Origin of the sequence: Enhygromyxa salina (assembly GCF_000737335.2) — a bacterium.
In the GTDB taxonomy this organism is placed as follows: domain Bacteria; phylum Myxococcota_A; class Polyangia; order Nannocystales; family Nannocystaceae; genus Plesiocystis; species Plesiocystis salina_C.
In genome coordinates, this window is record NZ_JMCC02000120.1 from 42,586 (window position 1) to 66,112 (window position 23,527).

Consider the following 23,527-nt stretch of genomic DNA (forward strand, 5'->3'; position numbering starts at 1 on the left):
AAGCATACCCGCCGTCGCCAAAAACTTGCGCGTCGCGGCAGAAACAGGCTGGATGCTCGAGTGCGACCCACTGCACTCATCGGCATGCTGGCGCTGGGCCTGGCGCTGGGCTCGATCGTGCTCGGGCACCTGCTGTTGGTGCCGGGGCTGCAGGCTGACACCACGCTGGTCGACGCGAATCTTGCGCGGGCGTTGGCCCAGCCGCTGAGTCTGCGCACCGCCGAGCTCGCGCTCGCGGCGTGCGTGGTGCTGACCGCCGTCGCCAAGCATTGGCTGCGGCACAACGCAGGAACGACGCTGGCGCTGCTAGCGACGGGCATCGCTGCGATCGATCGGCTCGGCGTGCTGCCGCGCGCACACGAGGCGTGGAGTCGCGTGGATCTGGTCGCTATGCGGCCTCAGGCCCGGATCGACGGGGCCGAGCAGCTGTGGATGGTCCACGAGGCCACGCTCGCCGCGTTGACGGTGGTGCTGATCGCCCTGGCCGGGTTCGCCAGCCTCGACAAGCGAACGACGAAGTGAACGACGAAGTGATTCGTGGCGCCCCGCTCGGTGTATTAAGGTGCCGGTATGGCCCACGCACGCTTGTCACTTCCCGCCGAAGGTCTGTCCGCCGCCGAGATCGGTCAACGCATCGAGCAGTACCGCGAGGCTGATCTAGACTGGCGCTCCGGCAAGGTCCTGGCCTACATCTTCGACCCCGGCGAGCAGGCCGAGGCGGTGATCAAGCAGGCGTACACCGCCTACTTGAGCGAGAACGGGCTGGATCCGACGGCGTTCCCCAGCCTCCTGAAGTTCGAGAAAGAGGTCGTGGCGATGGCCGCGAGCCACCTGCGAGGCGATGAGCAGGTCGTCGGCAACTTCACCAGCGGCGGCACCGAGAGCATCATCTTGGCGGTCAAGAGCGCGCGCGACTGGGCGCGGTCGCGCCGGCCCGAGCTCGCGCGCTCGGCCCAACGACCCAAGATCATCCTGCCGACGACCGCCCACGCGGCGTTTCACAAGGCCGCGCACTACCTCGACGTCGAGGTCGTGCTGGTCGAGGTCGATCCCGACAGCTTTCGAGTGGACGCCGAGCAGGTCCGCGCGGCGATCGACGAGCACACGATCATGCTGGTTGGCTCGGCGGTGTCCTACGCCCACTGCGTCGTGGATCCGATCCCCGCGCTGGCCGAGGTCGCCCGCGAACACGATCTGTGGCTGCACGTCGACGGCTGCATGGGCGGCTTCTTGCTGCCTTACTTTGCCCAGCTCGGCCGCGAGATCCCCGATTTCGACTTCAGCGTTCCCGGCGTCAGCTCGATCTCGATGGACCTGCACAAGTACGCGTTCGCGGCCAAGGGCGCCTCGGTCGTGCTGTATCGCAACAAGCAGCTGCGCAAGCACCAGATCTTCACCTGCGCGACCTGGACCGGCTACACGATCTCCAACGCCACGGTGCAGTCGAGCAAGTCGGGCGGTCCCGTGGCCGCGGCGTGGGCGGTGCTGAATTTCTTCGGCCAGTCCGGCTATCTGGACATCGCCAAGCACGTGCTCGCGGCGACCGACAAGGTCATGAAGTTCGTCGACGACCACCCGCAGCTGCGCTTGCTCGGGCGCAGCGACATGAGCCATGTGGCGATCTCGTCCGACACGATCCCGATCTTTCGCTTGGCCGAGGCGATCAACGCCCGTGGCTGGTACGTGCAAGTGCAGCTGAGCTACGGCAACTCGCCAGCGAACATCCACCTGTGCATCAACCCCGCCAACCTGCCGTGGATCGATGCGCTGCTCGAGGACATCGCCGCCTGCGTCGAGGTCGTGCGCGACAGCAAGCCGTCCCCGTTGGTCGCGGGTGTGCTCTCGGCCCTGGCCGAGGTCGATGTCGCGACCATGGACGATCAGACCCTGCGCCAGCTGATGGCGATGGCCGGGGTCGCGGGCGGCGGGGCACCCAAGATCGGCGCCGAGATCAACGAGATCCTCGACGCCCTCGAGCCCCAGTTTCGCGCGCGACTGCTCACCGAGTTCATGAACGAGCTGTTCACTGGCGCGTGACGGCTGGCAGCCGGGCGCACGGGGCCGAGTTTTTCGTGGTCACGGGCGACGAGTGACGCGACACTGACCACCGTGTCGGACCCGAGCCAGCGCGAGCCCTCGCACGCGGGGCGAGCTTGAGTGTCGCCGTCGCGCTCGCGGCGTGGCTGTGCTGGGCGCCGCCCGAGCCCGCGCCCGCGCCCGCGCCCGTCGCAGAGCCGGCAGCCGCAGCGGACCCAAAAGCGGAGCAGGCCGAATCCGGCAAGCGCAAGAACAAGCGCAAGAAGCAGCGCCGGGCCGCAGACGATCCGAACCGACTCGAGTCCGGGGTGCTCCCGGCGGTCTCCTACGACATTGATCTTGGCCTGGGCTTTGGCGCCTTGGTGACCTTGGCCAAGTTCCACCCGGACTATCAGCCGTTCCGCTGGCGCCTGGAGATCCTGCTCAACGCGACGGTCAAGAACACCCCCGGCGTGGGCCTGCGCTTGCCGTTCCACGATGATTACATCAAGGCCGACTTCCCCGGGCTGTGGGGCGGTCGGCTGCGCATCAACACGCAGCTTCGGTTTCGCCGGTTCACCAACCACGGCTGGCATGGGATCGGCAACGCCACCCAGGCGCTCGCGCCGTGGGAGGACATCGACCCCGACGCGGATCCCGACGGCTTCGCGGCGGCGCGGCGCTATCACCAGTACGACCGCATCTACCCGATGCTCGACTTCAACACGCGCTTGATCTTGTGGGATCGCTCCCGCGTCGGCGCGGACGCCCGGCGGCCGTGTGGTCCCAAGCGAAGCGAGCGCTGCCCGCCCCACGCCTACCGCGGGGTCGCTGGCGCGGTCGAGCACAAGCAGCGACTCGAGGCGTTGGTCGGGACCTCGTTCGCCTACAACGTGATCAACCCCTACCCCGACACCAAGCTCAGCGAAGATCTCGAGCTCTCGCAGACCGACAGCGACGACGGCGACACCCTGCGGGATCTACTGCACGGGACCCGCAACCACGCCGTCTGGACCCTCAACCTGGGGCTGCTCTACGACACGCGGGACCACGAATTCGTCCCCACCCGCGGCTCCTTCACCGAGCTCTCGGGTCGCTTCTCCCCCGGGGTGGATCAGGGCCTGACCTTCGGCCAGCTGTTCTTGGGCACGGCCGTGTTCGTCCCGCTGTACGGCGAGTACCTGGTCCTCGCGACCCGTGGCGCCCTGGACTACCTGGTCGGCAAGCCACCGCTCTACGAGCTTGGCCAGTTTGGCGTGCTGGTCCAACGCGACGGCCCAGGCGGAAGTTGGTCCATCCGCGGGGTCCCCCGCCAGCGCTACTTCGGGAAGCAAAAAGCCCTGGTCAACCTCGAGCTCCGCTCGATGTTCTACCGCTTCAACATCTCGAACCAACGCTTCGGCCTAGGCGCGCTCGCGTTCGTCGACGCCGGCCGCGTGTGGACAGACTACAAGCCCCGCACCCTCGACGGCCTCGACATCGACGGAAGCTTCGAGGACATCAAGGTAGGCGTTGGCGGAGGCCTGAGGATCACCTGGGGCGAGACACTCGTCATTCGAGTCGACCCAGCCTATTCACCCACCGACGAGAACTTCGGCTTCTACATCGACATCGGGCAAATGTTCTGACTTTGAGCGTGCGAGGGGTGGGTTGGGTGGTTGTTTGCGGTGGGTTGGGTGCCGATGGGGCACCGCGCACGGGCTGCAGATGGTGGCAACCCGCCTAGGTCTACTCCAGTCTCGTGACCCCGCTTCCTCTCGAGTCGCCTCACTGGCCCGACCGTTCTTCTCTTCGTTAATCTCCACGTGCGTAGATACGCCGGGTTGCCACCATCTGCGGCCTTTGTGCGCTCGACGTCGGGCGTGGGGATCTCTCCGCTCCGAGCATGAGACCGGCGGTGCGTGTTCGGGCTTGGGGTGGTTGTTTGCGGTGGGTTGGGTGCCGATGGGGCACCGCGCACGGGCTGCAGATGGTGGCAACCCGCCTAGGTCTACTCCAGTCTCGTGACCCCGCTTCCTCTCGAGTCGCCTCACTGGCCCGACCGTTCTTCTCTTCGTTAATCTCCACGTGCGTAGATACGCCGGGTTGCCACCATCTGCGGCCTTTGTGCGCTCGACGTCGAGCGTGGGGATTTCTCCGCTCCGAGCATGCGACGGGCGGCGCGCGCTCGGTCGTTATTGGCGACGTAGCGCACGACCACAATGACACGTTCACGGACCTGGTCAGCGACTCACTGAGGGGCTCGACTCGCGACGACCGGGGCTCACCGACAGGTGCTGTGGTTAACGCCCCAAAAAGACAAGTGGGCCGCCTCCTCCGCTCAACGAGTGTCCCCCGCCTGTTCGGATCGGCGAACACTTTGTCAGGAGTAGAGTGCACAAAGGCCGCAGACGGTCCCAACCCGGCGTATCTACGCACGTGGAGATTAACGAAGAGAAGCGAGGTCGGGCCAGTGAGGCGAGACGAGAGGAAGCGGGGTCACGAGACTGGAGTAGACCTAGCCGGGTTGGGACCGTCTGCAGCCCGTGCACGCAGACCCATCGGCACGCAACCCCCCGCAACCAACCAACCAAATCCACGCCCAAGGCCCACCTCCCCTCCAGTAAGTACACGTCCGCCGAAGCCACCCGAGCCCCCTCTTAGGGGGCCACACATGCGGATGCGAACAGCCACCCCCGAGGAGCGAAGCGACCAGACGCGAAGCGGCTGCAGTCGGCGAAGTGCGAAGCCCTATGTGGGGGTCATATCACTGAGGCATGATGCAGGAGATGGAGGTGTCGATGCGGAAGTTCGAGCCGCTCCCGCAGCGCTCGGCGTGGAACACGTCGAGGTTGTAGAACGCCCCCTCGATCAGGTTCAGATCGTCGAGGTTGACAGACGACATCACCGCCCCATGCAGTCCCCCGATGTCGAGCGCCAGCTGCCCGTCAATGAACACCCACACGTCGTCATCGCCGGTGTAGGTGAATTGCTGGCCAGCCTCGTACTGGAACTGGACGTGGATCTCGGTCGTGAACGCGCCGTTCCAGTTGGGGTAGGTCTGGCCGGACCAGTTGGGGGTGACGTTGTTGCCGAAGCCCATCCCGGTCAGGGGGTAGAACATGGCGTTGGCGTAGCTGTAGATGCCGGAGTTGGGCATCGTCTCGACGAGCTCGATCTCGCCGCCGATCTCGATGTTGACGTCGTCTTTGGTGTTGTACCAATCGCTGAAGCTGTTCGCGCTGGTGATCTGCGGATTGGAGCCGTTCCAGTTGCCAGGCGGCGGCGGCGGGTTGGGGTTGTACTGGGGCTTGGCGTCCATCCCTAGCGTCGGCAGCACGAGGCCCGGCCGCGCGCCATTGCCAAACATGTGGCAGCCGAAGTCGACGTGGAGCGGCTCGAAGTCGCGGTAGATCGGATGGATCGTCGTACCGCAGAGGTCGCCGTCGCCGTCGCCGTCGCCATCACCGTCGCCGTCGCCATCGCCATCACCGTCGCCGTCGCCATCGCCATCGCCATCGCCATCGCCATCGCCATCACCGTCGCCATCGCCATCGCCGTCGCCGTCGCCATCGCCATCGCCGTCGCCGTCGCCGTCGCCGTCGCCCGGGTCACCATCGCCGTCGCCGTCGCCGTCGCCGTCACCGTCACCGTCACCAGTGTTGCTCGCGGTGCCGGTCTCGGGCTGACTGGTGTCGGTGGTGTCGCTGGTGCCGGTCTCGGCGGTCTCGTCGCTGGTCTCGCCAGCGTCGCCCACTCCGCTGTCACCACAGCCCACCATGATCAGCGCAACTGCGGCTGCGCAGACGACTCGATAATTTGGATGCCCTGCGTAGGTCATCCCCTGACGTACCACGCCGGCACGCAGTGCGCTGCCTGTGATTGCTTTCGGCTCGAGCGTGGCTTCGCAGCCCCTCCGGTCAGCCGGGGTCGACGCCGGGCGGGCTCAGTCCCACTCGTTGAAGCCGCCGTCGCCGTGGCCGCCTTCACCGCCCCCGCGGCCGCCACGACCCCCGCGTCGACGACCGCGACCTTTGCCCTTGCCGCCGCGGCTTCGATCTCGGTCGCCGCCCCCACCCCAGTCGTCGCCGAACTCTCGCCGGCCGCCCTCGCCACCCGGTGGGGCGCCCCTCGATCGTCCAGGTGCTGCGCCGCGGTCTCGGTCGCCCCGGCCCGCGCCGGCTTGGCTCGAGCCGCGGTCCGGGCCACTCGATCGACCACCGCCACCACGCCCAGGTCGCTGCTTTTCCTGGGCACGATCGATCCGAATCGGCCGCCCATCCACGTCTTGCCCATTGAGCGCCATTGCGCTCTCAGCGGCCTCTGGCGTGGCAAAAGTGACGAAGCCGAACCCACGTGAGCGTCCGGTTTCACGATCCAACACGACGCGGGCGTCCTCCACGTCACCAAATTCAGCAAACACTTCCTTCAGGCGCTGGTTGTCCATCGCCCAAGGGAGGCCGCCGACGAACAATTTTGTCGACATCTGCGAGCTTCTCGATCCAGGGGTCCTTTGCCCCGTGCTCTCAGGGTACCGGAGCCGCCCGCGCAGCGGCAACCATTGGCTACGCGGGAGCCAGGAATTTTTTCGGGACCCCGGCGGATGCGAGCCGTCCCGCGCCTCGGATCTCACCGCGCTCGCAGGCGCTCGCGCAGCCCGAGCAGGTGGGCGTCGTCGACGAACAGAACGTAGTAGGCGACCACCGAGAACGAGAACAACCCGACCCTGTGCATCATCAGGGCGATGCCGGTGTGCATCGCCAGGCCCCACGCGAAGCCGATCGGTCGCAAACGACGCACACACAAGAGCAGCGGCGCCAGCAACTCGAACGCCAGCGCGCCGTATTGCAGTGCCGCCCACGCCCCAGGCGGGAGCTCGCGGACCATCCACGCCGCGAGCTTGGTCATGTAGATGTCCTGCGCCTGCAGCCACAGCACCTGTGGGTTGGTCAGCCAGTTGCCACGCAGCTTGCAGATCCCAGCCCCAACGTACTGCAGCAACACGGTCGCCTGCAGGATCCGCACGGGCCAGGCGGAGCGCAGCTGCGTGGGGGCGGGTGGGGTCCCGGGGTGGGGCTCCGCGCGGGGCCAAGGCGCGAGCAGCAGCACCAGCCACGCGACGAGGGCCAGCTTGTTCATGGAGAAGGCCGAGAGACGATCTGCGAGGGTCACGTACAGCAGCCCCGCAAACACCACGTACGAGCACAGCCGCGGGCGCAGATCCAGCAAGATCCCGACCATGCAGCCAATGTAGACGAGCAAGAACGCGCCAAGGGTCCACGGCCCCAGCAGCGGGATCGGGAGCTGCAGCCCGCGCGATGCGGCGGCGCTCATGTGGTAGCCGGCTGGCGTCAGCCACTCGCTGGCTTCCAGGCTCCACGTCAGCGTGTAGATCAACAACGCCAAGGTCGTCGTCCACCGAAAGCTCTCGAGCCGGACCGCAGGCACCGGCCCGAGCGCCCAGCGAAGCGCCCGCGCGGTGACGGGCTCCGGCTCGCTCACTTGCCGGCCTCGCGGATGATCACGGGCTCGCCCAAGGTCCGCAGCCGTCCGGCCTGCGACCGGGGTGGCTTGCGCCAGCGATCCGTCGGGGGGGCTTCGGCAGAGATCGTGTGGTCGACCCACAAGAACCGCACGGCGATGATCCTCGCGTCGTCAGGGTGTCGCTCGCGGTGCGTGGCGGCGATCCAGTGCGCGAGCTCGCTGCGGGCCGGGTGGTCTTCGTCGCGGTAGCCAAACCGCGCCATGAACCGATCGAAGCGGTTGCGGTGGCCGAACGGCTCGAGCCGAAAATACTCGCGCTCGGGGAGGTCGTACCAACCCGGCCGATCCGCGAGGCGGATCTGCACATAGAACATGCTCACGCGCTCGCTGCCCCGGCCAAACAAGCACGAGACCGCGTAGAGATCCTGACAGTTGACCGGCCAGCTTGCGGGTGGCCCGCCGAGGTAGCCGACCCACGCCATGGGGATGAGCCACGCGAGCCCAAACCCGAGCAACGCGACAGCGTCGATCACCCGGATGCCCGACCACCGCGTGCTCATGCCAAAGCTCGCTACACCCGTTGGCGGAGGATCATTGTTGCGACCCGACCCGCGCCCGGGAACATGCCCAGCGGCCACAGCCACCACAGCCCTGGGAACAGTGAGATCAGCTCACGACCCGCGCGCGCCCCCGCGAAGCTGGTCTTGCCGTCGGGCGCGCGCAGCAGCAGCGCGTCGCTGCTGCGATCCGGGTCGAGCTCGAAGCGCAGCCGGTCGCCGAGATCCCAACAACGCAGCAGCGCGACGCGGCGGATCTGCGGCTCAGCTGGCCCGTGAACGCAGACCCACGCCGGCCGGCGGACGCGGTACTTGGCCCGCTCGAACGGCGCGACAAACCACCGCGCGACCCGACGCAGCTTGCCCTTTGGCAGCTCTGGGCGCCCGGCCTCACCGGGCTTGGCGGCGCGCCACAGGATGTAGCGCCACATCGCGTCGACGTCCTCGCCGCCCAGCCAGATCGGGTACACCGCCATCATCACCTGCACGAAGGTCCCAACGTTCATCGTCAGGTCGATGCCGATGTGCATCAAGAAGCCCATGGTCAGCCACAGGCGCTTGCCAAACAGCCAGTCGCGGGTGAAGCGATAGGCCCGGGGCATCCAGGTCCGCAGGATCAGGATCACGGCCGCCAAGAACAGCGGCACCGCGATCGTGGCGACCGAGGCGGCGTTGCGCAGCAAGTCCTTGTTTTGCAGGAACGCTGGCGCGTTCTTGGGCGGGTTGAAGTAGTAGAGCACCCCCAGATCCGCGAACACGGCCCCGATCGCGACGAAGCCGATCAGGCACAGCCAGCTGAGCCCGCGGATCGTCCACGAGACCATGTCGGTCCCGGACTTGTCCGGCTCTTTCAGCCATCGGCGATCCACGTAGATCATCGCCGCGAGCAGGAACAAGGGCGCGGTCCGAACCAATGTGGGGGCGGTCCAGACCACGAGCACCGAGGCCGCGAGCCCCAGCGCGTAGAAGGTCCAGCGCGGGACCGGGCCGACCCAGGTGCCGGCCGCCTGATCCTTGTCGACGCCGCGCAGCAGCTCGCCAAGGAACACCAGCGGGAACAGCGACTCCCACCAGTGCACGGTCACGGTCATCACCCGCGTCACGTACAGCTTGTCGGCCCACGCGTAGAGCGTGAACGCGGGGATCCGATAGAAGTGATCGAGGTTGAGCGCGTAGTACAGCGCGGTGCCGTTGGCCCAGGTCTTGCCGCTCTTGAGCAGGCCCGTCGCGCTGTAGATGCACGCGAGCTGGATCATCATCAGGCGGACCGGCCACACCGCGATCCGCTTGGGCGCGGGCAGCTGCTCGGCGCCGCCGAGGATCGCCCGCCGACGCTTGCGCCAAGCATCGACCGAGTACGCCTGCCCCCAGTCGATGAACATGCCCAGGAACATCATCACCCGGACCACCGTGTCGCCGCCGGTGTAGTAGATCGGGTTGTAGTTGTAGAGCTGCAGCATCAAGAGCCAGCTGAGGATCGTGCTCACCCGCGTGAACAGGCCGATCGTCATCATGGTTCCGAACAGGAACAGCAGCCCAAACATGGAGTACACGAAGGGCGGATCGCTGCGGATGAACAGCACCGACCAGCGATCCGTGAGCACGAAGAACACGTCCCACCAGTGCTCGAAGCCATGCTCGGGATCCCACAGCGTGCGCAACTTGCCGCCGTAGTTCTTGCGAGCCATGTCGGTCAGCAGCAGGCCCTGATCCGTGAACAGCCACTCGCCCTGCAGCACCAGCAGATCCAGGAAGGTCCAGACCAAGGTGGCGCCCAGGAAGATCCGGGCCAGCGCCGGACCGCGTGGGTCGATGCGCTGGAACCACAGGCGGCGCCACAGCTCCGGGCGCAGCAGGAAGAACGCGATCAGCAGCGCCAGCGCGATCCACATGTACTGCGTGGTCGCCTCGATGTGGGCGGAGACGTCGACCTCTGGCTGCTTGGCCAGCAACAATGGACTCAGCACGATCGCTCCTGCGGGTGTCGCGGGTTCGAACGACGGTCAAAATTGCGCACGCGTTGGCTCACGGCTATTCGTCATCTCCCTCGGGGTCGTCGGCTCGCTTGCTCTTCTCTTCGGGCGAGGCACCGCCGAAGTCCTTGCGGGATGTCCACAGCTTGCGGGTCGAGATCGCGTCGGCCTCGGTCCGCTTGGCCTCCCGCTCGATCCGGGCGTGGTCTTCATCGGTGAGCGGCCAGCCGCGGCGCTGCTTCATCTGCGGTGTGACGACGTCAGCGTCGCAAGTGTGGGTCTCGATCAGCTCGGTCCGGAGCTTGCGCTTGCGCGGATCCGACGGCACGCCGGCCTTGGCGAGATCATTGGGCGGCGGGATGTTGGTGCGGAGCTTGAAGATCCGCACCTCTTTGGGCAGCTGACCCTCGTTGTTGAAGGCCCAGTCGCGGCAGTGATACTGGCCCCAGTAGCGCAGGTACCACTTGCTCTTGCCGATCATCCGCCGATGCATCTTGCGCTCGCGGTCGTTGTACCAAAACACGTAGGGGCGCTCGGTGTAGTGATCCTTGCCGACCTGGTACGGCTTGCCGTCCGCGTCGATCACCACCGTGCGCATGAAGGTGTTTCCGCGCGGGGGGTTGGGCGCGAACATCTTCCAGCTCTGGCTCTGGTTGGTGCCCTGCACGAAGTCACCGAACACCCGGTGCGCTTCGTTGCGCCACGCGAGGGTGACCGAGTAGCGCGGGATGAAGGTCGTGCCGATCGCGCCGATCTGGTAGAGCATGAAGCCGAGCGCGATCGTGCGCAGGACCGTGCCGCCGATCAGCGCGGGCTCGGCGAGCTTGGGCGGTTCGGGCTTGGATGGTTCGGGCTTGGGTGGCGCTGACTTGGGTGCAGGCGCTTGTTCGCGATCCTCGGGCAAGGTGTCGAGCGCCGGCCGCCGCCGAAAATGCGACGCCGCCGCGCACGCGAGGCCGAGGTAGACCCACCAGTGGCCCGCGTCGCCGAGCCGATCGATCCGCTCTTTGCGAGCCTCGATCTCCGCCCGCTTTTGCTCGCGCTCGTGCGACTGCACGTCGCCCACGAAGGCCGCCTTGGTCGTGCCCTTGCCGCTGTCTTCGGTCTTGGCCTCGAGCCCGCGCATGGTCACCAGCGCGACCGCGATCGCGGCCAGTCCGAACACCACGACGTCGGGGATCCGCCCGCCGCGGGCGCGGCCGCGCGTGGTCGTGGCGACCAGCGCCGCGCGATCGCGGGTGCGCAGCAGCTCGATCGGGCCAACGACGAACAGCCACGGATCCAACCACCATGGACCCCGAGGATCACGGCGCAGCGACTGCTCGGCGGTCTCGACTTGGTCGTCGCTCAGGGCATCGTCGAGCAGCTTCGGCGCCAGCAGCCGGGTCGCCCGGTACTTGCGCAGCTGATCCCGCAGCCAGCGACCGGTGATCAGGACCGGGCGGGCCTCGAAGAAGGCCACGTACATCCACACCATGATCACGGGGAACATCCCGATGTTCATGGTGGCGAGCAGCATCCCGTGGAACAGGCAGCCGATGCCAAGCCAGATCCGCCGACCGAACACCCACTTGCGGATCAGCTCCTGATCGATCGTCTGCTCGACGACGGCGGAGGGCATGCGCTTGGACAGCCGAGCCAGCACCTTGCCGATTGGGATCGGCCAGCGCCCGAGCAGGTGCCAGACAATCACCAAGATCGGGATCACCACCCCAAACACCACGTGCAAGCTGGCCAGCCCCGGGCCGGCCGGCGTTGGGGACTTGTCTTTTTGCAGCGCGAGGCACCACGGGTAGGCCAGCACCAACACCCGGTAGACCACCAAGTACGCGCCCACGAAGGCCGCGCGGCCCAGCCACATGCGCCACGTCACGGCCTGCATGCCCTTGTACCAAGCCGCGTCGCGGTGGATGTGTCGCCAGCGCAGGATCAGCCCAATCGCGACGACCGCGAAGGCCTTCTCCCAGTACAGCGTGATCAGCGTCATCACGCGGAACACGTTCGTCGCCAGGTACAAGCTGACCCACTGGGTCGCGACCTCGAAGCGATAAAAGTGGTCCATGTTCAGCGAGTAGTAGAGCGCGTCGCCCTGCTTCCACACGCTGCCGGTCTTGTACAAGCCGGTCGCCGAGTAGATGCAGATCAGCTGGGCGATGTACAGGTAGCGCGGCCACGCTGGGATCAGCTGGAAGCGGGCGGGCGCGCGCGCACCGGTGGCGCTGGCTCGCATGTGCTCGCGCTCGACCAGGCCCAGGACCAGGCTCGTCGTGATCCCAGCGAGCACCGCCACGTAGACGGCCTGCGGATCAAAGCGGACGACCCGACAAAACAGCCAGGCCCACAGCCCGCCCCACAGCCAGTGACCCGCGCGATCGAGCAGCCGCAGCCAGTCGAAGGGGGCGCCAGACGCCGCGGCCAGCCGGGCTTCGCGCTTGCGCCGAAACCAGTTGTCCACGCTCCACGCCGCGTCGGTTCGGGCGAACAAGACCACGAACCACATGCAGCGAAACACCGTGTCGTGGCCCTCGAGGTACACGGCGTTGCGGTTGTAGAGGCTGTTGATCAGCAGCCACGCGAGCACCGCGGTGACCCGGGTTCGAAACCCGATCGTGAACAGCACCAGCACGCCGATCAGCACGCCCAGGTAGAGCTGCACGAACTGCGGCTCGCTGTTGATCAGCAGCAGCGAGTGCTTGCCCCAGAAGAATTTGAGCAGCGCCCAGCCGTCGAGGAAGCCGTCGACCTCGCTCCAGCCCGAGAGCGCCGCCCGGCCGATCCGCGAGCGCGCCTCGTCGGCGGTGAACAGACCCTCGTCCGTCCACAACATCCGCCAGTGCATGTTGAGGTTCCAGAAGTTCTGGATCGTGATCAGCCCCAGGCCGATGCGAAACAGCGCGAACAGGCGGGGATCCTCGCGCGCGAACAGAGCGCGGCGGACCGACTCGGCCCGGGTCCACGCCCACACGAGCAGCAGCGTCATGCACAGCAACGCGAGCCACCCGATCTGAAGCTGAAGATCTAGCGGGGCGGTCGGGTACTCGGCCTTGGCGAGCAGCATGGACATGGATGGGGTCTACTTATCACGCGCGCTCGATTCACCACGGGTCGAGAACCGGCCCGAACGGTGCGCTGGCGGATCTGCGCGCGAGCGTCGGCTCACGATCCGGGTTGGCGGCGGCGCCTGAGCGTGACGCCGAGCAGCCCCAAGATTCCCAGGAGTCCGAGCGCACCGGGTCCCCCAGCGTCAGGGGTGACGCGGCACCGGCTCGATGACTTTGGGGGCTCCTTGCCGGTGTCCGCGGGCGTTGACTCACTCGCATCACCGCCGTCACCGCTGTCCGGTGGCGCGCCGCCAGAGCCAAGCGACGGCGGCCCGCCATGACCTGGGTCACCGGCCCCAGGCTGACACACCACGCAGGCCTCCTCGATCGCCTTGGGCGGTGAGCCCCCCGAGTAGTCGAGGCGGTTGCAGGTCCCGGCTGTGCAGGTGCCCAGCTGCCGGTTGGGCAACGAACACGCGTCGCCGACACTTCGTCCGGCACAGGCTTCTTCTTCCGGTCCGGCGCCCCCCGAGCTCGAGCCGACGGGGGCGTCTCGTGCATCGGCCGCGGGCGGAGCAGCCGCAGCCACGCTCGACACGCCAAGGCTCAGACACGCGGCCAGCAGCGCGGGGATCAACGAAGTGGAGGGCGTGACGACAGACTTGTGGCCGGACATGAGATCGCTCGTGATCAGGACACCGACGCGGTGCTCATGATCGCCCATACGCTACCGCAGCGGGGCGATTCGAACAAAATCCGCGAGCCGCCGTCGTAGCGACCAGGTAGCATCCCGCCATGCCCATGTCCTGGACTTCCCCCGCCGCCCTCACGGCCCTCTGCATGGGCCTCATGTTTGCTCCTCCCGGCCGCGCCCCTGCCCGCGCCACCCCGCCCAAAGACGCCAGCTCCTCCGCGCCGGCCCGGGCGGTCCCCAGCACGAACAAGAAGATCAAGCGCGTCACCCCGAGCGTCGGCACGCCGCCGCCGGTGACCAAGACCAAGTACCGCCGGGTCGCAACCTCCAAGGCCCCGACCACGCGGGCCCGGCCCAAGCCCCAGCTCGCGCGCGTGAGCAGCAAGCAGACCAAGGCTCGCGCCGCTCGCTACTCGGCCCGCGGTGCCAAGGCGCCGCGCAAGGTCAACAAGCAGCTCAAGAGCCTGCGCAAGGACATCTCCAAGCGCAAGCTCAGCTTCGAGGTCGCGTACACCGAGGCAATGGACAAGCCGCTGTCGGAGCTCACCGGCCTGTCGCTCCCCAGCAAACCACTCGCGCGGGCGGTCAAGCAAAACGCCGACGCGCGGGCCCGGCTCGATGGTCGCAACCTCATGGTTCGCAGCGTCGCGCGGGCGGCAGCCAAGCCCCGCGCGATCGCCCGCGCCAGCAAGAGCGATCTCCCCGGGGGCCTCGGTGCGCCGGTTGGCTCGTCTTCGGGCAGCAGCGGTGGTGCGGGGCTCGGCACCGACTTCGCCGACATGTGCTCGCCAAGCGCCAGCGCGTTCTCGTGGGGCGACAGCCTTGGCCCGATCCGCAACCAGGGCGCGTGCGGAAGCTGCTGGGCGTTCGCGGCCGTCTCGACCCTCGAGGCCAGCAACGCGATCATCAACGGGGCCAAGCCCGACCTCGCAGAACAACACGCCCTGAGCTGCTCGGGCGGCGGCAGCTGCTACGGCGGTTGGTACACGCCGATCTACGAATGGCTTGGCGGCGGCAAAGATGGCCTGCAGACCGAGCAGAGCGTCCCGTACCAAGCCAGCGACAACAAGTGCAGCGCCAACGGCAAGACCGCGTACGAGGTCGAGACCTGGGGCTGGGTCGATCCCGTCGCCACCATGCCCAAGGTCGCCGACATCAAGTCCGCGATGTGCAAGTACGGGGCGATCACCGCCGCCGTCGCTGCAACGCCCGCGTTCATCGCCTACAGCGGCGGCACCTTTGACGAGAAGTCCAACGCCAACGTCAACCACGCCGTCGTGCTCGTTGGCTGGGACGATGACCGCGGCGCCTGGCTGATGCGCAACAGCTGGGGCACCAACTGGGGCGAGGACGGCTACATGTGGATCGCCTACGGCAGCAACCGGATCGGTGAGTACGCCGCCTGGGCCATGGTCGAAGAGGACGCCAACGCCAAGAACAACAGCAACAACGGCCCGGTCGTTCAGAACTTCAGCGAGCGCAACTTCCGGGTCACCAACGACAGCGGCCAGGACGTCGAGGTCTACGTGCAGTGGAACACCAAGCGCAACGGCGCCGACACCTGGCTCCCGGGCGCGCCCGGCTCGAACAAGATCTCGACCTACACGATCGCCGCTGGCAAGTCGCTCAACCTCGACGATCCAACCCACAAGCCGTTCATGCTGCAAGCCAAGAAGCTGCGCGTGTGGGCCAAGTCGACCAAGGGCAAGAGCACCACCAGCTGGGACGCCTGGAAGACCCAGGACCTCGAGCTCGTCGGCAAGGCCTACGAGGCCACCGAGATGGACGTGTTCGAGCTGCACCTGCTGCCCAACGGCGCCGACTCGGCCGGCGGTGGTGGACCCGCGCCCAAGGACAAGGACGACCTGTGGGACGCCGCCTACGACCTGTTCGCCGGTGGTGACTACGCCGCAGCAAAGGCCCAGTTCATCGCGTTCAAGGCCCAGTACCCCGACGATCAGAACATCCCCTACGCGCTGTACTTCATGGGCGTCGCCGAGCACGAGCTTGGCAACTACTGGGACGCCCTGCTGTACTTCGCGGAGTTCGCCGACGCGCACTACAAGCACGACTGGATCCCCTACGTGTACTACTGGGCTGGCTCGGCCTACGTCGGACTTGGGGAGTGTGGCTACGCCACCCAGCTGTTCGAGGTTGTGATCTACGGCGACCTTGGGGCGCCGAAGAGCTGGATCACTTCGGCGAAGGACACGATCGCTTGGCTTGCCAAGGACAAGGGCAAGGTCTGCTCATCCTGGGACTGAGGATCGGGTGATCCTGCTGCGGCCGCCTTGCTCGCGCTTGGCGGCCGTTTTGTTTTTGGCGCGCGGGCTTGGGCTGCAGGTGGTTGTTCGCGGTGGGTTGCGTGCCGATGGGGCACGGGCTGCAGGTGGTTGTTCGCGGTGGTTTGCGTGCCGATGCGACACCGCGCACGGGCTGCAGATGGTGGCAACCCGGCTACGGTCTACTCCAGTCTCGTGACCCCGCTTCCTCTCGTCTCGCCTCTCTGGCCCGACCAAGCTTCTCTTCGCTAATCTCCACGTGCGTAGATACGCCGGGTTGACACCATCTGCGGCCTTGGTGCGCTCGACGTCGAGCGCGGGGATCTCTCCGCTCCGAGCATGCGACCGGCGGTGCGTGTTCGGTCATTTTTCCGACGCAGCGCACGACCACAACGATGGCTCACGGACCTGGTCAGTGACTCACCGAAGACCTCGACTCGCGATGACGGGGGCTCACCGACAGGTGCTGTGGTTGAGGCCCCAAAAAGACAAGTGGCCCACCCTCTCCACTCAACGAGTGCCCCCCCCGTGTTCGGATCGGCGAGGACCTCGTCAGGAGTAGAGTGCACAAAGGCCGCAGATGGTCCCAACCCGGCGTATCTACGCACGTGGAGATTAACGAAGAGAAGCGAGGTCGGGCCAGTGAGGCGAGACGAGAGGAAGCGGGGTCACGAGACTGGAGTAGACCTAGCCGGGTTGGGACCGTCTGCAGCCCGTGCACGGTGCCCGATCGGCACGCAAGCCACCGCGAACAACCCCCCAAAACCGAACACGCACCGCACGACCACAGCGACGGCTCACGGACCTGGTCAGCGACTCACCAAGGACCTCGACTCGCGACGACCAAGGCTCACCGACAGGTGCTGTGGTTGAGGCCCCAAAAAGACAAGTGGCCCACCCTCTCCACTCAACGAGTGCCCCCCCGCGTGTTCGGATCGGCGATGACCACGTCAGGAGTAGAGTGCACAAAGGCCGCAGACGGTCCCAACCCGGCGTATCTACGCACGTGGAGATTAACGAAGAGAAGCGAGGTCGGGCCAGTGAGGCGAGACGAGAGGAAGCGGGGTCACGAGACTGGAGTAGACCTAGCCGGGTTGGGACCGTCTGCAGCCCGTGCACGGTGCCCCATCGGCTCAACTACCTCCGCAAACAACCACCCAACCCCCTAGTCAAACAAACTAGAGATAGAATCCCCGTGGTGGATCCGCTTGATCGCCTCACCGACGAGGTTGGCTGTGCTGAGGACGTCGAGCTTGGCGCAGCGAGAGACCTTGTCGTGCTGCGGGATCGTGTCGGTGACCCACACGCGGCTGAGCACCGACTCGTTGATCCGATCGATCGCGGGTCCCGAGAGCACGCCGTGGGTCGCCCCCGCGAAGACCTCGGCGGCGCCGTGCTCCATCACTGCGGTGGCTGCGTTGCACAGGGTGCCCGCGGTGTCGATCATGTCGTCGATCAGGATCGCGCGCTTGCCCTCGACGTCGCCGATCAAGTGGTGAACCTGCGAGACGTTGGGCGAGTCGCGGCGCTTGTCGATGATCGCCAGCGAGCAGTCGAGAAACTTCGAGTAGGCGCGGGCGCGCTCGGTGCCACCTGCGTCCGGGGACACGACGACCGTGTTGTCACCGCCAAGGCCCTCGGCGGCGAACGCCTCGCGGAGGATCGGCGTGGCATAGAGGTGGTCGAAGGGGATGTCGAAGAAGCCCTGGATCTGGCCGGCGTGCAGGTCGACCGAGAGCACCCGCGTGGCCCCGGCGGCGGTCAGCAGATCCGCGACGAGCTTGGCGGTGATCGGCGTGCGCGGCTTGACCTTGCGATCCTGCCGGGCGTAGCCGAAGTAGGGCATGATCGCGACGATCGCGCCCGCGCTCGCGCGCTTGAGGGCGTCGATCATGATCAACAGCTCCATCAAGTTGTCGTTCGGCGGCGAGCAAGTCGACTGCACGATGAAGCAGTTGACCCCGCGTACGTTCTCGCCGATCTCGACGAAGATCTCGCCGTCCGAGAATCGCGACGTGCGGGAGGTGCCCTTGGGCAGACCGACGTACTTGCAGATCTTCTCGGTGAGGGCTGGGCTGGCGTTGCCGCCGAAGATGGAGATCAATCGGTTCATCGCGCGCCTGCAGACTCTGGGGGTCGAGAAACTGGCTGAGAAACTGGCTGAGACACTGGGACTGGGGCGGTAGGATTCGAACCTACGAATGTCGGTACCAAAAACCGATGGCTTACCACTTGCCGACGCCCCAACGGCCGTTGTTTCCAACCGCCAATCGCGCGGGTTATAGAAGTGTGTTGCGCCCGTGTCAATCCTGCGCGAGACGCGAAAACCTGTGAAAATCTGGGTACTTAGAGCCGATCTGTCGAACTTGCTCGATTCTCCTCGTGTCTACCAGACAGATGTCCAGGATCCAGGCCTCGTCCCTCGTGGTGCAATGCCGCACACCGCGAGCTGCGGCGGCGCTGCCGCCGGGTTGGTCACGGTCAGGATCTGGCGTCAGGGCACGATTTCCCCGTCGCTTTGTTTCAAGGTCGACCTCTCTGGGGTACCGTAGATGACTGTCGATGTAGGTCCTCTGTGCACGAACTAGCACATAAGATCTGTCCCCAGTGCGAGGCGCGGGTTCTGGACGAGCACAGGTTCTGTCCGTCCTGCGGATCTGATCTGTCGGGTGTCTCGGCACTCGATGGCGATCCCTACCTGGGCGTGGTGATCGAGGAGCGCTACCGGATCGAGGAGCTGCTCGGGAGCGGCGCGATGGGCCGGGTCTACAAGGCTGAGCAGACCGCGCTGCACAAGCCGTTTGCGATCAAGATCCTCAGCCCGCAGCTGACCAACGATCCCGACTCACAGGCGCGCTTCGCGAACGAGGCGCACAACTGCGCGAGCCTCAACCACCCAAACGTGGTCTCGGTGGTCGACTACGGTCGGACCCACGACGGCATCACCTACTTGGTGATGGAGTACATCGAGGGGCGCTCGCTCGAGCAGATCATCTATGACGAGTTCCCGCTCACGCGCGAGCGCATCGCTGATCTGATCTTGCAGGTGCTCGCGGCGCTCGCCGAGGCCCACGGGCTTGGCGTCCTGCACCGGGATCTCAAGCCCGAGAACATCCTGATCCAGTCGCTGCGGACCCGCGGCGAGCTGCTCAAGGTGCTCGACTTCGGCATCGCCAAGCTGATGGACGACGCGCCCAACGCCCGCGCGCGACCGGGCCTGACCAGCCAGGGCGCCGTGTGTGGAACGCCCGAGTACATGTCGCCGGAGCAGGCCTGCGGGCTCAAGCTGGATCAGCGCTCGGACCTGTATGCGGTCGGCGTGATCCTCTACCAGATGTTGACGGGCCGGCCGCCGTTCGAGTCGGAGGTCGCGGTCGAGATCCTTCACCGCCACATTCACGAGCTGCCCAAGCCGCCAAGCGAGGTGCTTGGCAAGACGCCAGATCCGCTCGAGGCGGTGTGCTTGCGTGCGCTGTCCAAGGAGCGAGACGGCCGCTACGCCGACGCGGCCGAGTTCCGCGAGGCGATCGTCGAGGCCGCCCGGCTCGGTCATCAGGCCCAGATCCACTGCACCAACTGCCAAGAGCAGATGCGTCCGGTTGATCGCTACTGTCCGGCCTGCGGGATCCCGGCGCCGGATCAGCACGCGATCACGCCAAACTGGCGGGTCGAGCGGCGCTCGACTCGAGCGCTGCGCCAGGCCACCGGTGAGGCGACCGCCGAGGTCCTGCTGCGGGCTCTGCCCTCGCGCCTGTGTGGCGAGGCCGCGGCCGCGGTGCTCGCCGCGGCCGAGCGGCAGCTGCAGTACCCCAAGCCCGGGCTCATCACCCAGGTCGTCGCGGGCGGGCCCGGCTCGGGGAAGTCTCGGTTGCTCGACGAGCTGTGCGACCGCGCCGAGCAACACGGCTGGCGGGTGCTGCAGACCGGCTGCGAACCAACGGGGGCGATGACGGCGCTGTGGCCGATCCGCGTGGCCGTGAGCCACCTGCTGGCCGTCGATCATCGCATCGCGTCCCCGGGCGAGATCAACCGCGCGGCCAACCTGATCGGGCTGTCCTATGAGGCGTTGCCGGGCATGCAGGAGCTGTTCGGCGTGGGTGTGGGCGCTGGGGTTGGCGCCAACGCGATCGAGTATGCGGTCCGTCGGCGCGAGTGCTTCACCTCGGCCGTGCAGGCGCTGACGGAGGTCGCCGGGCGGCCGCTGGTGCTGGTGTTCGACGACGTGGATCGCTGGGACGCGCCGTCTCGTCGGGTGCTGCAGCAGCTGGTTCGCGCCCACTCGGAGCACCCGATCCTGCTGTTGGTCGGAACCGCAGAAGAGCAGCGTGACTGGCTGCGCAGCCCCGTCATCGCGCTCCCCCGGCTTGGCGCCGCCGAGGTCGAAGCGTGGGCCGAGCTGCTGTCGAAGTCCAAATCTCCGCTGCCCGCACGCCTGGCCTCGCACGCGCCAATGACCCCCTTCGAGCTCGAGCTCGCGGTCCGCAGCTTGCCGGCAGCCGGTCAGGCGGTCGACGTCGCCGACGCCATCAACGCCTGGCTCGGCAGCCTGGCCGCGAACGAGCGCCAAGTCATCGAGCTCGCGTCGCTGCTCGGTGAGCGGGTGACCTTGGAAGATGTCGACGCGCTCCGCGACGCTGACCCGGTCGGGCAGGCGGGCGAGCTCCGGCGTCACCTCAACTCGCTCGTGCAGGCCGGGCTGATGACCGCGGTCGACGGACGCACGTGGGAGTTTCGCAGCCGCCGGATCTGCGAGCACATTCCAACCATGATGGAGCGGAGCCGGGCGCGGCACCTGCACCGGGAGGCGGCGATCAGAACCGAGAGCGCTCAGCTCTCGCCCACCGTTCGCGCGCTGCACTTGCTGCGCGCCCAACCCAGCCGAGTCCGCGACGCCTCGGCCCGCGTCCAAACGGTCGAGCTGATCGAGGCCCTGCGCGAGGCGGCCGTGACCGCGATCGCGTCGTTCGACGATCCGAAGGCCGTCCGCTTGTTGCGGACCGCGCTCAAGGCCTGTCGTCGGCTCGCGGACGAAGATCGGCTGCAGCACGAGGCCCACCTGATCGCCGAGCTCGTCGATCCCTTCTGTTTCACGGATCGCGTCGACGAGGCGATCAGCACGCTCCGCAAGGTGCTCGGCACCGGCCAGGCGCCCGAGCTCGAGTCCGAGATGCACCGCGCGCTCGGTCGCTGCCTCAGCCGCAAGCGTGACTGGAAGGGGGCGATCGACGCCTATCAACGCGCGCTCGGGCCTCTGATCGCACAAGGCCGAAGGCCCGCGCTGCTCGAGCTCTACGCGGATCTCGCTGGCGCCTACGCCAGCGCCGGCCAGATCGCCCGGGGCATCAAGGAGCTCAGCGAGGGCCTCGACATGTGCACGCTCGGCGACGGCCCGCGGGCGATCATCGATGTCTCGATGTGGCGCTACTTGCTGGCCACCGCAGATCTGCACGAGCGCGCGGGGGACCCTCGCAAGGCCAGGATCTGGGCCGAGCACGCGCTGTTTCAGGCGGAGCGGCGCAACGAGAGCCTGGGCCTGATGCGCTGTCACGAGTTTCTGGGTCGGCTGCTGCGTACGCTCGATCAGGCGATACTCGCAGAGCAACACGTGGGCCGGGGGCTCGAGCTCGCGCGCAAGATCGGCGACCGGCGTACCAGCGCCGAGTTCCTGCTGCTACGTGCCAACTTGCGCACGGATGACGACCGGCCCGACGACGCGCGCCGCTGTCTCGACGAGGCGCTGCGCTTGAGCGAGCTGCTCGAGTGGGAGCGCGGCAGCAACCGCGCCCGCGAGGGGCTGGCGAAGCTGCCTGGCCCAGCACCCGCGAGGGTGTGACTGTGACATCGGGGGCGTCGCGCTCGCTAGCGGGTTTCAGGACCTCGCATGAGTCAGGACACGGCGGGCGCGGCGATGCGATCGTGCACACGCCTCAGCGAACGCCCGCAGAGCGTGTTGTGTGAGGGCACGGCTGTCGCTGCATCGGGCGGCTGACATGGAGAATTGCAGCACGGGCTGCTACCGTTCGCGCCGTCCACACCTGGAGACACGAGCAGAGATGACAGTTCGCCGACGATCCACTCCCCTGTTGCGCCTGGCCATGGCGAGCGCGCTCGCGCTGCCGATCCTCGCCAGCGTGACGCTTTCCCCGCCCGTTCACGCCGCCAAAGAGAAGCTGAAGATCGAGCTCGATGTTCAGTCCTTCACCCTCGACAATGGCCTGCGCGTGTACGTGGTCGAGGACCACTCGACGCCCGCGTTCAACATCAACATCACCTACGACGTAGGCTCGCGCGACGAGGTCCCCGGCCGCACTGGGTTCGCGCACTTCTTCGAGCACATGATGTTCCAGGGCTCGAAGAACCTGGCTGACAACATGATCGGCGAGTTCACCGAGGGCGCTGGCGGCAACATCAACGCCGCGACCTCCTTCGATCAGACCTTCTACTATCACAACATCCCCAGCCAATACCTGGACATGGTGCTGTGGGGTGAGGCCGACCGCCTCGAGTTCCTGGAGATCACCAAGGAGCCGTTCGAGGCCCAGCGCGCGGCGGTCAAGTCAGAGAAGGATCGCTCGGAGAATCAGCCCTTCTTCAAGGCCTTCGAGCAGATGATCAGCGAGCTGTTCGAGGGCACGCCCTACGCTCACATGCCGATCGGCTCGCTCGAGGATCTCGAGGCGGCCGAGGCTGCGGACGCCGAGGCCTTCTTCAAGACCTACTACGTGCCCAACAACGCGGTGCTGGTGATCGTCGGCGACGTCGAGTTCGCCAAGGTCAAGGATCGGGTCACGCACTACTTTGGCGGGATCGCCAAGGGCGCCGAGCCACCCGAGCCACCCGCGTCAACAATGGTCCGCGGGCGCAAGATCGAGAAGCAGATCCCCGACGACAAGGCGCAGCAGACCCAGTGGGTGTGGGCCTGGCCCACGGTCGGCGACGATCACCCGGATCGCCCGGCGCTCGACCTGCTCGGCAACATCCTGTTCGGCGGTGAGTCGGCGCGGCTGTCCAAGCTGCTGACCGACGAGAAAAAGTGGACCGCAGGCGCCGGCGGCGGTCACATCTTCGCGTTCCGTGACGCAGGCGGCATGCTGTTCTTTGGGGTCCCCACCCCCGAGGGCGAGAAGCACCTCGGCGACGTCAAGCAGGTCTTGTCGTCCGAGCTCGCGACGATCGCCAAGAAGGGCGTGTCGGCCAAGGAGCTCGAGAAGGCGATCAACCAACAGCTGATGGGCACCGTCTCGACGCTGGCGACCAACGCGGGTCGGGCCAGCGCGATCGCTGACGGCGCGCTCTTCTACAACGATCCCAAGCGCGTGCTGACCAACCTCGATCGCTACGCCGAGGTCACGTCCAAGGACATCAAGCGCGTCGCCGCCGAGTACCTCAACGACAACTGGGTGTTCTACGAGCTGGTCCCCGCCGACAAGGCCGGCGCCGCCCCAGCCGAACCCGCCGCTGACGCGGCCGCCAAGAAGTCCAACTGAGGAACGGGAGCAAC

General features: G+C 66.8%; 14 protein-coding genes and 1 tRNA gene. 6 read left to right on the top strand and 9 right to left on the bottom strand.

Translation table 11 applies throughout. The features are described from left to right. The first annotated feature begins 60 nt into the window (after positions 1 to 60). The 3 genes from DB30_RS34380 to omp85 all read left to right on the top strand — a co-directional run bounded on the left by DB30_RS34380 (position 61) and on the right by omp85 (position 3,644). Positions 61 to 522 (top strand): hypothetical protein, encoded by a 462-nt coding sequence (locus tag DB30_RS34380; protein ID WP_146661911.1) that lies wholly within the window; start codon positions 61 to 63, stop codon positions 520 to 522. Between the two features lie 48 nt (positions 523 to 570). Then, entirely contained in the window at positions 571 to 2,037 is a 1,467-nt protein-coding gene (locus DB30_RS34385; protein ID WP_146661913.1) for a pyridoxal phosphate-dependent decarboxylase family protein, read from the top strand. 116 nt (positions 2,038 to 2,153) lie between these two features. Next, positions 2,154 to 3,644, top strand: coding sequence for an Omp85 family outer membrane protein (gene omp85, locus DB30_RS34390; RefSeq protein ID WP_052557146.1), 1,491 nt, complete (start codon positions 2,154 to 2,156; stop codon positions 3,642 to 3,644). Positions 3,645 to 4,762: 1,118 nt separating this feature from the next. Here the strand turns inward: omp85 and DB30_RS41895 are convergent. The 7 genes from DB30_RS41895 to DB30_RS34425 form a co-directional block, all read right to left on the bottom strand. Then, positions 4,763 to 5,836, bottom strand: a complete 1,074-nt coding sequence (locus DB30_RS41895) for a fibro-slime domain-containing protein (RefSeq protein ID WP_146661915.1) — start codon at positions 5,834 to 5,836, stop codon at positions 4,763 to 4,765. A 105-nt stretch (positions 5,837 to 5,941) separates the two neighbouring features. Next, positions 5,942 to 6,481: an RNA recognition motif domain-containing protein gene (locus DB30_RS43270; protein ID WP_052557155.1), complete on the bottom strand. Its 540-nt coding sequence runs from the start codon at positions 6,479 to 6,481 to the stop codon at positions 5,942 to 5,944. A gap of 143 nt (positions 6,482 to 6,624) precedes the next feature. After that, positions 6,625 to 7,497 carry an HTTM domain-containing protein gene (locus tag DB30_RS34405; protein ID WP_052557157.1) on the bottom strand — a complete coding sequence of 291 codons (873 nt, stop codon included), beginning with the start codon at positions 7,495 to 7,497 and terminating at the stop codon, positions 6,625 to 6,627. Beyond that, positions 7,494 to 8,039 (bottom strand): hypothetical protein, encoded by a 546-nt coding sequence (locus DB30_RS34410; RefSeq protein WP_052557158.1) that lies wholly within the window; start codon positions 8,037 to 8,039, stop codon positions 7,494 to 7,496. Before DB30_RS34410 ends, DB30_RS34405 begins: the two co-directional genes overlap by 4 nt. Positions 8,040 to 8,050: 11 nt before the next feature. Next, the gene (locus DB30_RS34415; RefSeq protein ID WP_146661916.1) at positions 8,051 to 10,003 is read right to left on the bottom strand and encodes an HTTM domain-containing protein; all 1,953 of its coding nucleotides are present in this window, start codon (positions 10,001 to 10,003) and stop codon (positions 8,051 to 8,053) included. A 64-nt stretch (positions 10,004 to 10,067) separates the two neighbouring features. Further along, on the bottom strand, positions 10,068 to 13,073 hold the full coding sequence (locus DB30_RS34420; protein WP_146661918.1) for a hypothetical protein: 3,006 nt from the start codon (positions 13,071 to 13,073) through the stop codon (positions 10,068 to 10,070). A gap of 92 nt (positions 13,074 to 13,165) precedes the next feature. Continuing rightward, the gene (locus DB30_RS34425) at positions 13,166 to 13,726 is read right to left on the bottom strand and encodes an MYXO-CTERM sorting domain-containing protein (protein WP_146661920.1); all 561 of its coding nucleotides are present in this window, start codon (positions 13,724 to 13,726) and stop codon (positions 13,166 to 13,168) included. 119 nt (positions 13,727 to 13,845) lie between these two features. Here DB30_RS34425 and DB30_RS34430 point away from each other — a divergent pair, with 119 nt between their 5' ends. Next, positions 13,846 to 16,008: a C1 family peptidase gene (locus DB30_RS34430; protein WP_146661922.1), complete on the top strand. Its 2,163-nt coding sequence runs from the start codon at positions 13,846 to 13,848 to the stop codon at positions 16,006 to 16,008. Positions 16,009 to 17,191: 1,183 nt separating this feature from the next. Here the strand turns inward: DB30_RS34430 and DB30_RS34435 are convergent. Both DB30_RS34435 and DB30_RS34440 read right to left on the bottom strand, forming a co-directional pair. After that, the gene (locus DB30_RS34435; RefSeq protein ID WP_052557172.1) at positions 17,192 to 18,139 is read right to left on the bottom strand and encodes a ribose-phosphate pyrophosphokinase; all 948 of its coding nucleotides are present in this window, start codon (positions 18,137 to 18,139) and stop codon (positions 17,192 to 17,194) included. 61 nt (positions 18,140 to 18,200) lie between these two features. Next, positions 18,201 to 18,272, bottom strand: a tRNA-Gln gene (locus tag DB30_RS34440). 329 nt (positions 18,273 to 18,601) lie between these two features. Between DB30_RS34440 and DB30_RS34445 the strand changes: the two genes are divergently transcribed. Both DB30_RS34445 and DB30_RS34450 read left to right on the top strand, forming a co-directional pair. After that, positions 18,602 to 21,859, top strand: a complete 3,258-nt coding sequence (locus DB30_RS34445) for a serine/threonine-protein kinase (RefSeq protein WP_146661924.1) — start codon at positions 18,602 to 18,604, stop codon at positions 21,857 to 21,859. Between the two features lie 262 nt (positions 21,860 to 22,121). Next, a complete protein-coding gene (locus DB30_RS34450) occupies positions 22,122 to 23,513 on the top strand; it encodes a M16 family metallopeptidase (RefSeq protein WP_052557177.1) in 1,392 nt (463 codons plus the stop codon). The last annotated feature ends 14 nt before the right edge of the window (positions 23,514 to 23,527 follow it).